This window comes from Rhodoplanes sp. (assembly GCF_013377085.1).
Classification (GTDB): Bacteria; Pseudomonadota; Alphaproteobacteria; order Rhizobiales; family Xanthobacteraceae; genus Rhodoplanes.
Window position 1 is genome coordinate 33,246 of the sequence record NZ_JACAAX010000021.1, and the last position, 13,288, is coordinate 46,533.

Genomic DNA, 13,288 nt, shown 5'->3' on the forward strand with positions numbered 1-13,288 from the left:
GATTTTATTCCGTTATTAGGACGATTGTCTGACCGAGGCTGCCGAGGCCGCTTTCGCATCATTCCGCCCGGCGCGATTCCCTGTTAGGTCCTGCGGCATGACCCCGCTGCAGTTCATCAAGAAGTGGAAGCCCGTCGCGCTCACCGAACGGGCTGCCGCGCATTCGCATTTTCTCGATCTGTGCGCCCTCGTCGGCCACGACGACCCGGTCACGGCCGATCCCACCGGCGAATCGTTCGCCTTCGAGAAGGGCGTCACCAAGACGGGCGGCGGCGAAGGCTTCGCCGACGTGTGGAAGAAGGGGTTCTTCGCCTGGGAGTACAAGAAGAAGAAGCGCAATCTCGACGACGCCCTCACCCAGCTCGTCCGCTATGCGGCGGCGCTGGAAAACCCGCCGCTGCAGGTCGCCTGCGACACCGACCGTTTTCTGATTCGCAGCGCATGGACCAACGAGGTGCCGACGACCTGGGAGTTCGCCCTCGACGACCTGGCCGAGCCCAAGAACCTCGACATCCTGCGCGCCGTCTTTTTCGAGCCGCACAAGCTGCGCTCGACCCGGACGCGCGCCGCCGTCACCAAGGAGGCGGCCGACAAGTTCTCCACCATCGCGCTGCGCCTGCAGGGCCGCGGCACGCCCGAGGAGATCGCCCACTTCGTCAACCAGCTCGTCTTCTGCTTCTTCGCCCACAGCGTGAAGCTGCTGCCGAACGATTTCTTCCCGAAGCTGCTCAAGCGGGCCGCGCAGAAGCCGCAAAACGCCAAAGGCTATTTCGACGGCCTGTTCGCCGCGATGGAGACGGGCGGCGACTACGACCTCACCGAGATCGCCTATTTCAACGGCGGCCTGTTCGACGGGCGCCGCGCCCTGCCCCTCGATGCCGGCGATTGCGGCCTTCTGGTCGCCGCCGCGAGCCTCGACTGGAGCCAGATCGACCCGACCATCTTCGGCACCCTGTTCGAGCGCTTCCTCGATCCGGAGAAGCGCGGCCAGATCGGCGCCCACTACACCGACGCCGAGAAGATCATGATGATCGTCGAGCCGGTGGTCGTCCGTCCGCTGGCGACGGAATGGGAGGCGGCCCGCGCCGAGATCGAGGCGCTGCTCACCAAGCAGCAGAAGCCGCCGAAGCGGGCCAAGACCGGCCGGGCCATGAGCCCGGTGGAGGCCGCCGAGGAGGTGCGCTCGCGCCATCTCGAGCGGCTGCGCAACGTCTCGATCCTCGACCCCGCCTGCGGTTCCGGAAATTTCCTCTATCTCGCCCTGCAGGCCGTGAAGGATCTCGAGCTGCGCGCAAACCTCGAATGCGAGGCGCTGGGCCTCTCGCCGCGCGCGCCCGCCGTCGGCCCCGAGATCGTCCGCGGCATCGAGATCAACCCGCTCGCCGCCGAGCTCGCCCGCACGACGATCTGGATCGGCGACATCCAGTGGGGCATCCGCAACGCCATCTACGCCCGCCCCGAGCCGATCCTGCGCAAGCTCGATGCGATCGAGTGCCGCGACGCGCTGATCACCAGGGTCGCCTCGGCCTCTTCTTCGAGCGAAACGACAGCGCAACCGGACGCGGCCCCCTCTTCACCTCTCCCCGACGGGGAGAGGTCGGACCGCGAAGCGGTCCGGGTGAGGGGGAGCCGCCCTCTCGATACGCCCGAGCCCCCTCACCCGGAGCCGCCGCTGCGTGCAGGCTCCGACCTCTCCCCACCGGGGAGAGGTGAAGTGGAACGCTTCGTCGAGGCCGAATGGCCCGCCGCCGAGTTCATCGTCGGGAACCCGCCGTTCTTGGGCAACAAGGACATGCTGAACTCACTCGGCGAGGATTACACCAATACGCTTCGGAGCATCTTCAACCGGCTCCCAGGAAGCATCGATCTGGTGGGGTATTGGTTCGAGAAATCTCACAATTCGATTCAACAAAAATCGACTGCACGAGCTGGTCTCGTAGCCACCCAATCCATCCGGCGTGGCACCAACCGCACTGTCTTGGACCGCATAAAATCTTCTTCTGTGATTTTCGAAGCATGGTCGGACGAAGAGTGGACCGTCGATGGCGCGAACGTACGTGTCTCATTAATTTGTTTCGGTACACACCAAGCAGACAAGCATCTAGACGGAACAATCGTTCGAGAGATCAATGCGGACCTCTCCTCAGGCGCGACCGATTTAACAACCGCAAAGCGTCTTCACCAGAACCTTCACGTTTGCTTTCAAGGACCGGTGAAGGTCGGACCTTTCGAAGTAGAAGGTTCGGTAGCTCGGCTGTGGCTCCGCGAACCTCTGAACCCCAATGGCCAGCCGAACAGCTCGGTACTATGGCCATGGGTTAATGGAGCGGACGTTGTTCGCCGTCCAGCCGGACGGTGGATAGTTGACTTTGGAGAGATGAGCTTATCGGAGGCAACCCTGTTTACGACCCCGTTCGATCATGTTCAATCGAACGTGCTTCCGATTAGAAGAACCAACAAGCGAGCACGACGCCGAGTTCATTGGTGGCAGCATGGCGAAACCGTCCCAGGCCTGAAAGCTGCTTTGCGCTCTCTGAGTCGTCACATACTCACGCCTCGCGTGGCGAAACATCGCGTTTTCGTCTGGTCACATGCAACAGTTCTGCCAGACAGTCGGCTTGTCGCGATTGCTAGAGCTGACAATACGAGTTTCGGAATTCTACAATCTCGCTTTCACGAATGCTGGTCTCTGCGACTAGGGGGCTGGCACGGTGTTGGTAACGACCCCCAATACACCCCGACCCTGGGATTCGAGACCTTCCCGTTCCCCGAGGGCCTGACGCCGAACATTTCGGCTGAAAAATACGCCGACGATCCGCACGCCATCGCCATCGCGGCGGCGGCCAAAAGACTCGACGATCTGCGCAACGCCTGGCTCAACCCGCCGGATCTGGTGAAGATCGAGCCCGAGGTGGTCCCCGGCTATCCGGACCGCATTCTTCCGAAGGACGTCCACGCGGCCGTGATCCTGAAGACGCGTACGCTGACCAAACTCTACAACGAGCGGCCGCAATGGCTGCTCGACGCGCATCGCGATCTCGATGCTGCGGTCGCCGCCGCCTACGGCTGGCCGGCCGACATTTCGGAAGAGGACGCGCTGGCGAAGCTTTTGGCGCTCAACCTCGCCCGCGCCGCCGCCGGGGCCGCGCCGGAGCCGCCCGTCGAGGAGGACGAGGAGGCGGAGGAGGAGTGACACAAGTCTTCACGAACTCCGACTCGTCATGCGCGGGCTCGACCCGCGCATCCATCGCTGAAGAAGAGCTTCTTTCGAAGCTCGATGGATTGCCGGGTCAAGCCCGGCAATGACGATAAGGTCGACGACAACGACCCGATGTTCCGATCTCGGGTAAACCCGAGATCGGTGGTCGCCGGGCCGAGGCGCCCCCTTCACCTCTCCCCGTCGGGGAGAGGTCGACGCGCGAAGCGCGGCGGGTGAGGGGGAACCGGCCTCTCGATACGCTCCAACCCCTCACCCGGAGCCGTCGCTGCGCGCCGGCTCCGACCTCTCCCCGACGGGGAGAGGTGAAGAGGAGCGCTTCGGCGAAGCCGCCGGCAGCCGAGTGCGTCCTGCGCTCGCCCCTACCCCGCTTTTCGGCTCCCCGCCTCCGCCGGCACGGCGCCCGCCGCAGCGGCCGCAGCCTTCTCCGCCTGCCTTCGCACCCACTTCGGGTAGAGCGCCGTGAACTTCACGGCCAGCAGGATGGCGCAGATGGTGGCGATGATGCCCCAGCGCACCGGCACGTCGGGGCGATAGATCAGCACCAGGTCGGCGATCACCATGATCAGGAAGGCCGCCGCCCACACGGACGTGATCACGTAGTTCGAGCGCACGAACGCCGGATCGCTCCACTGCGCCTTCGGTCGGCTTTCGCGCGCATACTGCAGCGTGAACGGCTTCTTCAGCGCGATCGAGAGAAGCACCACCAGCATCAGGCCGGCGTCGACGCGCAGCCGCACCTCCAGCATCGACCAGGTGGTGCCGCCCAAAATCTCCCACAGCGCCAGGCCGCCGAACAGCACGATGGTGCCGGCCTCCAGCACCTTCAGGCTGCGGCCGTGCAGGAGCGAGCCGTGCACCACCATCACGATGGCGGTGGCGGCGCCGGCCGCGAGCGCGACGGTCGAGCCGACCAGCCGGTCGAGCACCGCGAACACGATGAAGGGAAGGAATGCCAGAATGGCGGCCATGACCGACCTCCCACGCCGGCGCGGCCGGCCCTGCAGCCCGGTGCGTATATACCGTCACCCTTAACACCGGATTGCGGCGTCCGGCAGGCTTTCGCCGGTCGCCCCGGCTCCCGGCCGCCGGATCACCCGAAATCCGGCTGATCAGCTCTCCGTCATTCCGGGGCGCGGCAACGCCGCGAACCCGGAATCCAGCAACACATTCAGCGTTCTCGGCTGGATTCCGGGTCCGGCGCTCGGCGCCGTCCATACATGACGTCAAGCGATCAACCGGAATCGGTATCAGGCTTCGCCCGCGGCCCCGGCCCGGCGAGCGGGCGCTCCTCCATCCGGATCAGCGCGACGAGGCCGATGGCCAGCGTGATGGCGGCGGCGGCGAACAGCCAGCGGAAGACGTGCGCCGCGTCGGCCGAGGCGAGATGCGCGGCCGCCGTCGCCGCGCCGGCCCCGCCGCGCTCCGGCACGGCACCGAAGCCGGCCAGCACGATCGCCCCCATGGCGGCGACCAGCAGCGAGCCGGCGAGCGCCCGGATGAAGTTCATCACGCCGGTCGCGGTGCCGACCTGATGCGGGGCGACGGCGTTCTGGATGCACACGGTGCACACCGGGATCGCCGTGCCGGCCCCGAAGCTGATCACGCACAAAAGCGCGATCACCACGGCGAGCGAGGCGTCGGGCAGCGCCACCAGCGCCGCCGCCGCCGCCACGGCGGCCGCATAGCCCAGCACCGGCACCAGCTTGTAGCCGAGGCGAAACATCATGAAGCGGCTCGACAGGATCGAGCCCGGCGCCGAGACCAGCGCGATCGGCACCAGGGCGAAGCCGGCCATCGCGGCCGAGAGGCCGTGCACGGTCTCGTAGTAGAGCGGGAGAAAGATGGTCAGGCCCATCGGGGTCGACACCGCCCCGGCGCTGGCCAGCGTGCCGAGCCGCACCACCGGGTTGCTCAGGATCGCCGGCGGCAGGAACGGCTCCGCCGCGGTGGCGAGCCGCCAGACCAGCAACCCGGAGAACAGAGCCGACGCGGCGACGAGAGCAAAGATCGTCGGCGAAAACCACGGCACCCGGGTGCCACCCCAGCCGAGCGCCAGCAGGAAGGAGATCGACGCGATCGTCATCAGGGCGGCGCCGAGCCAGTCGATCCGGTGCGGGCGGTCGAAGCGCGGCAGGCGAGCGAGCGAGCGCCAGGTCGTCGCCGCGACGGCAACGCCGAGCGGCAGGTTGCTCCAGAAGATCATCGACCAGTGGCCGTGCTCGGCCAGCACGCCGCCGACCACCGGCCCGCCGAGCCCGGCCGCCACCCAGACGATGCCGATATAGGCCTGGTAGCGGCCGCGCTCGCGCGGCGCCACCACGTCCGAGATGATGGTCTGGGCGAGCGGAAAGATGCCGCCGCCGCCGATCCCCTGCAGGCCGCGGCCGACGATCAGGGTCAGCATGTCGACGGCTGCGCCGGCGATCCGGCCAAGCATGCGCTGTGCGAGGATCTGGTCCGGCAGGCGCGGCGCGCCGGCGTTCCGGCCGTCGCCGAGGGCGTCGAGACCGAGGCGGACCTTCAGGCCGTGCGCGCGCTCGGCTTCGACATGGTGCAGGGCTTCATCTATGCACGGTCGATGGACCCGAAGAAATTCGCCCGTACGCTGCCGCGCCTCGGCGTGCCGGTGCTGACCACCCGGCCGGTCGGCTAGCCGCGTCTAGAAGGAATACTCCAGGCCGGCCGTGGCGCCATGAAAGAGCGCTTGCGAACCGCAATCGACGCCGAGGGCGGTCACGCTCCTCATGGACGAATAGGTTTCCTGGATCTGTCCGGGCGCCAAGGCCACCCCGGCAAACCACAGCGCCCTGTAGCCGACCTTCACCGCAAGACCGTCGGCGACCAGGTACCTCAGATGCAGTCCGAGTTCGCCGACGAAGGCCGCGTGATCCGTCGCGGCCTGCGACAGAAACACCACCTTCGCCATGCTGACGCCGGCCCGCTGCTCGGCCCTGTTCTCGAAGAGGCCGGCCTTGATCTGTCCGCCGAGCGAAAAACGGCCGTACTCCACCAGCTTCGCATCGGCGCCCACCTGCAAGCCGTAAAGATTGTTCGTCGTGCTCGCGACCCAGAAGGGCGGGTAATTGCCCGCGGCCATGCTGCCGGCCGTGATGTCGAAAAGAGTGCAGTTCAGGTTCAACGGGTTGGAGCACGGCGTCTTCCACGTCGGCGCCGTCTGATCCGCCGGCGTGAGATCACCGGAGAGATTGTCGTTGAGCTGGAACCAGCGGACTCCGGCCAGCACGGTCACGCGGCTGGACAGTTCGAGCCGCCCGTTCGCTTCGGCGCCGTAAAGACTGGTGGTGGATCGCCACACCATCGCCTGGTAGGGGAAGTCCTGCGTCTGCCAGAAGACGCCGGGAGCCTTCATCACCAGCCAGTCCGCCGGATTGTCGGGGCCGACCGCCCTGGTGGCGCCCTGGTCGAAGACATTGAAGTAGGTCAGCTCGGCGCCGTAGCCGGAATCGCCGTGATAGACGACGCTGATTCGCGGTCCGGCGGAAAAGCCATTCAGCTGATTGCTGTTCAACGCTTCGACGCCGGGGACATGCGACGTGGCGAGGAACTGTTCGGTGCCGGGCACGCGCGACACGAGAGTCCGGTCGACGCCACCCACGCGGCCCAGGCCGATGGCCTCGGCCGAGACGGTCCATCGCGGCGTGCTCCGGCTCGACGCGGCGTCCGGGCGCGTCCGGGACGACGACGCCCCTTCGCGATCCGCCGGTCGGGCGTTCGGACTCTTCTGGCCTCCGGCCGCCGCCGTGACCGCCGCCGCCGGCCGGTCGAGCAGACACGGCCCGATACAGCTCTGCCCGAATGCCGCGCCCGGCCTCGCCATCGTGGCCAGCGCCGTGGCGAGCAGAACAACGTAGGGCAGCGCGTGCTGCGGTGTCCGTGTCGGGGCGCCGGACGCCCGCACCGATCGCGTCGAGCTACGATATCCGGGGCCGGTCTGCATCATGTGTCTCTTCCGCAAGTGCGCTGCGCATCGGCCGATTGCGGCCCGGCGGGTCGAAAGCCGACGACAGTCACGATCGACGCACGCGTAACGACGACGCAGTTACGATGACCGGCGAGTGACGACGACCCGCCGCGTAACGGTGGACGCCGGCTCGGGCGAGGGATCCCGAGCGAGACCGTGCGACGACGGGACGGAGCCGGATTCGTTCCGAACGCAACGCAGACTGCGCGCTCCGATCGCCCACGACTTCGGAATCGCGACGACTCGCACAGTGTTATTGTCGCTGCCTCGGCCACAACCTCGTCAGTCGGGGAAATACGCAATCCGGACTTTTCGCACCTCACCGGCGCATCGCCCTCCGGCGTTGTCCGAAACGGGCCACACTCGAGCCCCCGCCGCCGGGCACCGCGCGACGCTCGCCGGTGTCGAGGGTCGGGATCAGTCCATTACGGCGTGCCGTTCGCCTTGCCTCTCGGCCCCGGGCCGGCGAGCGGGCGCTCCTCCATGCGGATCAGGGCGACCAGCCCAATCGCCAGTGTGACGGCGGCGGCGGCGAACAGCCAGCGAAAGACGTGCGCCGCGTCGGCCGAGGCGAGATGCGCGGCCGCCGTCGCCGCGCCGGCCCCGCCGCGCTCCGGCACGGCACCGAAGCCGGCCAGCACGATCGCCCCCATGGCGGCGACCAGCAGCGAGCCGGCGAGCGCCCGGATGAAGTTCATCACGCCGGTCGCGGTGCCGACCTGATGCGGGGCGACGGCGTTCTGGATGCACACGGTGCACACCGGGATCGCCGTGCCGGCCCCGAAGCTGATCACGCACAAAAGCGCGATCACCACGGCGAGCGAGGCGTCGGGCAGCGCCACCAGCGCCGCCGCCGCCGCCACGGCGGCCGCATAGCCCAGCACCGGCACCAGCTTGTAGCCGAGGCGAAACATCATGAAGCGGCTCGACAGGATCGAGCCCGGCGCCGAGACCAGCGCGATCGGCACCAGGGCGAAGCCGGCCATCGCGGCCGAGAGGCCGTGCACGGTCTCGTAGTAGAGCGGGAGAAAGATGGTCAGGCCCATCGGGGTCGACACCGCCCCGGCGCTGGCCAGCGTGCCGAGCCGCACCACCGGGTTGCTCAGGATCGCCGGCGGCAGGAACGGCTCCGCCGCGGTGGCGAGCCGCCAGACCAGCAACCCGGAGAACAGAGCCGACGCGGCGACGAGAGCAAAGATCGTCGGCGAAAACCACGGCACCCGGGTGCCACCCCAGCCGAGCGCCAGCAGGAAGGAGATCGACGCGATCGTCATCAGGGCGGCGCCGAGCCAGTCGATCCGGTGCGGGCGGTCGAAGCGCGGCAGGCGAGCGAGCGAGCGCCAGGTCGTCGCCGCGACGGCAACGCCGAGCGGCAGGTTGCTCCAGAAGATCATCGACCAGTGGCCGTGCTCGGCCAGCACGCCGCCGACCACCGGCCCGCCGAGCCCGGCCGCCACCCAGACGATGCCGATATAGGCCTGGTAGCGGCCGCGCTCGCGCGGCGCCACCACGTCCGAGATGATGGTCTGGGCGAGCGGAAAGATGCCGCCGCCGCCGATCCCCTGCAGGCCGCGGCCGACGATCAGGGTCAGCATGTCGGGGGCGAGCGCGGCGACCACCGAGCCGACCGTGAACACGCCGATGGCGGCCATCAGCATGATGCGGCGGCCATAGGCGTCGGCGAGCTTGCCGTAGAGCGGCGACACCACGGTGGCGGCGAGCAGATAGGCGGTGACGACCCAGGCGAGATTGGCGAAGTCGCCGAGCGAGCGGCCGATGGTCGGCAGCGCCGTGGCGATGATGGTCTGGTTGAGGGCCGCCAGAAACATGGCGATCATCACGCCGGTGATGATGCGCTTGACCGCGGCGTCGTCGAGCGGCGGGGGATCGGCCGGCGGTTCGATCGGCGGATCGGAGACGGCGGGCGCGGCCGCGGTCACCTTGTCGGCAGCCGCTTCGCCCGCGGCGGGATGCGGGCCGGCCAGGAGACGATGCGGTCCTCGAGGTCTTCCTCGCCCATGGCGTCCTCGAACAGGCCGACCCGGCCGCGCACCGAGACACCGGCGGCGTGCACGGTCTCCGGGTCACCCGACACCAGCGGGTGCCACCAGTAGAGGTCGCGCCCCTCGGCGGCGAGGCGATAGCCGCAGGTCTTGGGCAGCCATTTCAGCCGCGGCACGTTGGTGGGGGTGAGGCGATCGCAGTTGTGCACCTGAACGTGCCGGTTCGGATAGTCGCGGCAACGGCAGGTGGTGCCGTCCAGGAGCCGGCAGCCGACGTCGGTGTAGAAGATCTCGCCCGTGTCCTCGTCCTCGAGCTTGTTGAGGCAGCAGCGCCCGCAGCCGTCGCACAGGCTCTCCCACTCGGCCGCCGTCATCTCGGCGAGTGCTTTGCGCTTCCAGAACGGGAGTGGATCGGACATCGCTCACCTGGCGGCCCCGTGCGGCCGGCCCGGCGGTCGAGCGCGGGTCGGGGCCCGCGCCTGAGATGTCACGCATGGCGCCGAGTTTCAACCGTCCGCTCCGCGGGAGCCCCGAATCCCGCCCCCCGAGCAGCCCTCAGCGCCGTTCGACGGTCCGCACCGCCGCCCGCGGCGTCTCGTCCACGGTCAGGGTGAAGACGTCGGGGCGGGCATAGTGGCCGGCGACGTCGAAGTCGAACTTGGCCCGCGCCAGCGCGTCGAAGTCGAGATCGGCGGTGAGCAGGGCCTCCCCGTCGAACACCGGGCCGGCGAGCACGCATCCCTTCGGGTCGATGATGACGCTGCCGCCGCGCATCAGCAGCGCCTCGGGATCGTCCGTGATGCTGCACCGATAGTCGGCCGGGAAGTCGCCCCGGCGCAGCACCTGGCAGGCGCTCAGCACGAAGCAGCGGCCCTCGAAGGCGATGTGCCGCATGGTCGGCAGCCAGCTCTCGCGGTCGTCGGCGGTCGGCGCGCAGTAGACCGACACGCCCTTGGCGTACATCGCCATGCGCAGCATCGGCATGTAATTCTCCCAGCAGATCACCGCGCCGAGGCGGCCGACCGGGGTGTCGAACACCGGCAGGGTCGAGCCGTCGCCGTAGCCCCAGATCAGCCGCTCGCCGGCGGTCGGCATCAGCTTGCGGTGCTTACCCATGAGGCTGCCGTCGGACCCGAAGAACAGCGCCGTGCAGTAGACGGTGCCGAGTTCGCGCTCGATCACGCCGATCACCACATGCATCCCGGCGGCAGCCGCCGCGGCGCCGATGCGCTCGGTCTCGGGCCCGGGCACGTCGATGGCCGCGTCGAAGTAGCGGCGGAACTCGTCGCGGCCCCGCTCGGTGCGCACCCCGATGCTGATGTCGTAGTCCGACCCCTTCGGATAGCCCGGGATCAGCGCCTCCGGGAACAGCACCAGGCCGCAGCCCTCCTGCCCCGCCGCCGCGATCCACTGCTCGACCTTGCCGATGGTCGCGTCGTTGTCGAACGGCACGGCCCCGATCTGGGCTACTCCCGCCTTGACGATCATGTCCACTCCAACGTCCTTCCTGGCCGTCCACATCGCACATCACGCCGATTCTTTCACCCCTCCCCGCAGGCGCGGCGAGGGAGCCCGGGCGTCGTGCCGTCCGTCACACCATCAGATACTGCCGCTTCACCTCGGGCTGCTGCTCCAGGTCTTCGAGGCGGCCGGCGTAACGCACGCGGCCGCCCTCGATGATGTAGGCGCGCTCGGCCACCCGGGCCGCGAAGGCGAGGTTCTGCTCGGCGAACAGGATGGCGAGTCCGGTGTCCTTGAGGTGCTCGATCTGGCGCGTCAGCTCCTGCACCACCACGGGCGCCAGGCCCTCGACCGGCTCGTCGAGCAGGAGCAGCGCCGGGTTGCCCATCAGGGCGCGCCCGACGGTCAGCATCTGCTGCTCGCCGCCGCTGAGATAGCCGCCGGCGCGGCCGTCGAGCTCGGCGAGCTTGGGGAACAGCGCGTAGATGCGCTCGATCGTCCACGGCTCGAGGCCGGCCCGCGCCGCCGGCTTGACGGCGATCTCGAGATTGTCCCGCACCGTGAGGTCGGGGAAGATCAGCCGCTCGTCCGGCGCATAGCCGAGACCCAGCCGGGCGATCTGGTGCGGCGCGAGGCCGATCAGATCATGCCCGTCGAAGCTCACGGTTCCGGTGCGGTGAGCGACCAGGCCCATGATGCTCTTCAGGGTCGTGCTCTTGCCGACCCCGTTGCGCCCGAGCAGGCACACGCATTCCCCGGCCCGCACCTCGAGGGCGATCCCGAACAGGATGTGGCTGGTGCCGTAATAGGCATTGAGATCCGCGACCTCGAGCCCGTCGCTCATGCCTGCCCCCCGAGATAGATGCTCTGCACCTCGTCGTTCGCCCGCACCTCGGCGGGCGAGCCCGACAGGATCATGCGGCCGCGATGCAGCAGCGTGATGCGCCGGGCGTGATTGAACACCACCGACATGTCGTGCTCGGTGAACAGGATGGTGAGGCCGTGCGACTCGTTGAGATCGTCGACCAGCGCCATGGTTTCGCGGGTCTCCTCCAGGCTCATGCCGGCGGTCGGCTCGTCGAGCAGCAGCAGGCGCGGCTCGCCGGCGAGCGCCAGCGCGAGCTCGAGCTTCTTCTTGTCGCCCTGCGACAGCTCGCCCGCAGGTACGTGACGACGATCGGCGAGCCGGCACAGCGCCAGGATCTCCTCGGTGCGGTCGAGCGCCACGCGGCGCGCGTCGCTGAAGAAGTCGAAGGCCCGGCCGCGGCGCACCTGCACGGCGGAGCGGACGTTCTCCAGCACGGTGAGGCGGTTGAAGATGCTGCTCACCTGGAACGCCCGCGACATGCCGCGCCGGGCGATCTCGTGCGGCGGCAGGCCGGTGACGTCCTGCCCGTCGAACGTCACCGACCCGGCATCGGGCCGGTGGCGGCCGCTCACCAGGGCGAAGAAGGTGCTCTTGCCCGCCCCGTTGGGGCCGATGATCGCCTCCTTGGCGCCGCGCGCCAGGGTGAAGCTCACGTCGTTGGTGGCGCGCAGGCCGCCGAAGTCCTTGGTCAGGCCGCGAGTCTCGAGGATCGTGTCGGTCGCCGCGACGGTCTCGATCGGGGTCACGGTCACGGCTCGCCCCTCCGCTTCGCCTTCAGCCATCCGTCGACGACCGACAGGAGCCCGCCGGGCAGGAACAGGACCATGGCCAGGATGACGAGGCCGATGGTGAGCGGCCAGTAGATGGTGAAGCGCGTCACATAGGAGTTGAGCCCGGTGTAGACGATCGAGCCGACCAGCGGTCCGGCGAAGTAGCCGGCGCCGCCGATCAGCGACATGAACACCGGCACGCCCGACTGCGCCCAGCCGAGCAGCGTCGGCGACACCGAGCGGGCGAACGGCCCCCACAGGGCGCCGGCGAGGCCGGCGAAGCTGCCCGCCAGCACGAAATTGACCAGCATCACCCGGCGCACGTCGATGCCCAGGAACGCCGTGCGGGCCGGGTTGTCGCGTAAGAGCCGCAGCGTGTAGCCGAACGGCGAGCGGGTGATCCGCCACAAGAGCGCGGCGGCGAGCGCCACCACGACGAAGGTGAAATAGTAATAGACGACCGGCGATTTCAGCAGCGGCGGCGGCATCAGCCCCTGGATGCCGTCGTCGCCCTTGGTGAAGCTGTACCAGGAGAACACCACGTAGAAGATCAGCTCGCCGAACGCCATCGACAGCATGGCGAAGTAGATCCCGGTGAGGCGCACGCAGAAATAGCCGACCACGAGCGCCCCCAGCGCCGAGACCGGCACGGCCGCCAGAATCGCCAGCAGGAACGTGATGGTCCCGAGCCCGCCCGCCGCGGTCAGCGGCTGCAGGATCAGCGCCGTCGTGTAGGCGCCGAGCCCGAAAAAGGCGGCATGCCCGAACGAGATCTGCCCCATGAAGCCGTGGATCAGGTTGAAGCTCAGGGCGAACAGGCCGAGGATCAGGATCTCGGTGCCGACCACCAGGATGAACTCGCCCGGGATCAGCGGCAGCAGCACGAACAGCACGGCGAGCACGAGCAGCACCGGGATGGAGATGTCGAGCCGGTCGCGCGCCGCGGCCAGCAGGGATGCCGACAGGAGGGATTTCTGGCTCATG

Annotated in this window: 11 protein-coding genes and 1 pseudogene; 3 read left to right on the plus strand and 9 right to left on the minus strand. The window is 68.4% G+C overall.

All coding sequences use genetic code 11. From position 1 onward, the window contains the following. The first annotated feature begins 97 nt into the window (after positions 1-97). A complete protein-coding gene (locus tag HXX10_RS15810) occupies positions 98-3,193 on the plus strand; it encodes a DNA methyltransferase (protein ID WP_296523718.1) in 3,096 nt (1,031 codons plus the stop codon). 386 nt (positions 3,194-3,579) lie between these two features. Here the strand turns inward: HXX10_RS15810 and HXX10_RS15815 are convergent, their stop codons facing one another. Beyond that, the gene (locus HXX10_RS15815; protein WP_296523719.1) at positions 3,580-4,188 is read right to left on the minus strand and encodes a hypothetical protein; all 609 of its coding nucleotides are present in this window, start codon (positions 4,186-4,188) and stop codon (positions 3,580-3,582) included. Positions 4,189-4,451: 263 nt separating this feature from the next. Further along, entirely contained in the window at positions 4,452-5,657 is a 1,206-nt protein-coding gene (locus tag HXX10_RS15820) for an MFS transporter (protein WP_296523720.1), read from the minus strand. 15 nt (positions 5,658-5,672) lie between these two features. Between HXX10_RS15820 and HXX10_RS15825 the strand changes: the two are divergent. Together HXX10_RS15825 and HXX10_RS15830 are read left to right on the plus strand one after the other, a co-directional pair. Further along, positions 5,673-5,735 (plus strand): annotated as a pseudogene (locus HXX10_RS15825) (hypothetical protein); the annotation flags it as partial. Positions 5,736-5,747: 12 nt separating this feature from the next. Beyond that, positions 5,748-5,873, plus strand: a complete 126-nt coding sequence (locus HXX10_RS15830) for a hypothetical protein (protein ID WP_296523775.1) — start codon at positions 5,748-5,750, stop codon at positions 5,871-5,873. A 6-nt stretch (positions 5,874-5,879) separates the two neighbouring features. Here the strand turns inward: HXX10_RS15830 and HXX10_RS15835 are convergent, their stop codons facing one another. The 7 genes from HXX10_RS15835 to HXX10_RS15865 form a co-directional block, all read right to left on the minus strand. Next, positions 5,880-7,181: a hypothetical protein gene (locus HXX10_RS15835; RefSeq protein ID WP_296523721.1), complete on the minus strand. Its 1,302-nt coding sequence runs from the start codon at positions 7,179-7,181 to the stop codon at positions 5,880-5,882. A 446-nt stretch (positions 7,182-7,627) separates the two neighbouring features. Beyond that, positions 7,628-9,142 carry an MFS transporter gene (locus HXX10_RS15840; RefSeq protein WP_296523722.1) on the minus strand — a complete coding sequence of 505 codons (1,515 nt, stop codon included), beginning with the start codon at positions 9,140-9,142 and terminating at the stop codon, positions 7,628-7,630. Then, positions 9,139-9,624, minus strand: a complete 486-nt coding sequence (locus HXX10_RS15845; RefSeq protein WP_296523723.1) for a YcgN family cysteine cluster protein — start codon at positions 9,622-9,624, stop codon at positions 9,139-9,141. Before HXX10_RS15845 ends, HXX10_RS15840 begins: the two co-directional genes overlap by 4 nt. A gap of 136 nt (positions 9,625-9,760) precedes the next feature. Further along, entirely contained in the window at positions 9,761-10,693 is a 933-nt protein-coding gene (locus tag HXX10_RS15850) for a carbon-nitrogen hydrolase family protein (protein WP_296523772.1), read from the minus strand. A 103-nt stretch (positions 10,694-10,796) separates the two neighbouring features. After that, entirely contained in the window at positions 10,797-11,510 is a 714-nt protein-coding gene (locus HXX10_RS15855) for an ABC transporter ATP-binding protein (RefSeq protein ID WP_296523724.1), read from the minus strand. Next, entirely contained in the window at positions 11,507-12,286 is a 780-nt protein-coding gene (locus HXX10_RS15860) for an ABC transporter ATP-binding protein (protein ID WP_296523725.1), read from the minus strand. Before HXX10_RS15860 ends, HXX10_RS15855 begins: the two co-directional genes overlap by 4 nt. Beyond that, positions 12,283-13,287 (minus strand): branched-chain amino acid ABC transporter permease, encoded by a 1,005-nt coding sequence (locus HXX10_RS15865; RefSeq protein WP_296523726.1) that lies wholly within the window; start codon positions 13,285-13,287, stop codon positions 12,283-12,285. Before HXX10_RS15865 ends, HXX10_RS15860 begins: the two co-directional genes overlap by 4 nt. Between the last annotated feature and the right edge of the window lies 1 nt (position 13,288).

What these genes read in the sequence shown, in the direction of transcription:
- HXX10_RS15835 (WP_296523721.1), bottom strand. Translation starts at nt 7,181, where the DNA reads ATGATGCAGACCGGCCCCGGATATCGTAGCTCGACGCGATCGGTGCGG.
- HXX10_RS15855 (WP_296523724.1), bottom strand. Translation starts at nt 11,510, where the DNA reads ATGAGCGACGGGCTCGAGGTCGCGGATCTCAATGCCTATTACGGCACC.
- HXX10_RS15845 (WP_296523723.1), bottom strand. Translation starts at nt 9,624, where the DNA reads ATGTCCGATCCACTCCCGTTCTGGAAGCGCAAAGCACTCGCCGAGATG.
- HXX10_RS15810 (WP_296523718.1), top strand. Translation starts at nt 98, where the DNA reads ATGACCCCGCTGCAGTTCATCAAGAAGTGGAAGCCCGTCGCGCTCACC.
- HXX10_RS15850 (WP_296523772.1), bottom strand. Translation starts at nt 10,693, where the DNA reads ATGATCGTCAAGGCGGGAGTAGCCCAGATCGGGGCCGTGCCGTTCGAC.
- HXX10_RS15815 (WP_296523719.1), bottom strand. Translation starts at nt 4,188, where the DNA reads ATGGCCGCCATTCTGGCATTCCTTCCCTTCATCGTGTTCGCGGTGCTC.
- HXX10_RS15865 (WP_296523726.1), bottom strand. Translation starts at nt 13,287, where the DNA reads ATGAGCCAGAAATCCCTCCTGTCGGCATCCCTGCTGGCCGCGGCGCGC.
- HXX10_RS15820 (WP_296523720.1), bottom strand. Translation starts at nt 5,657, where the DNA reads ATGCTTGGCCGGATCGCCGGCGCAGCCGTCGACATGCTGACCCTGATC.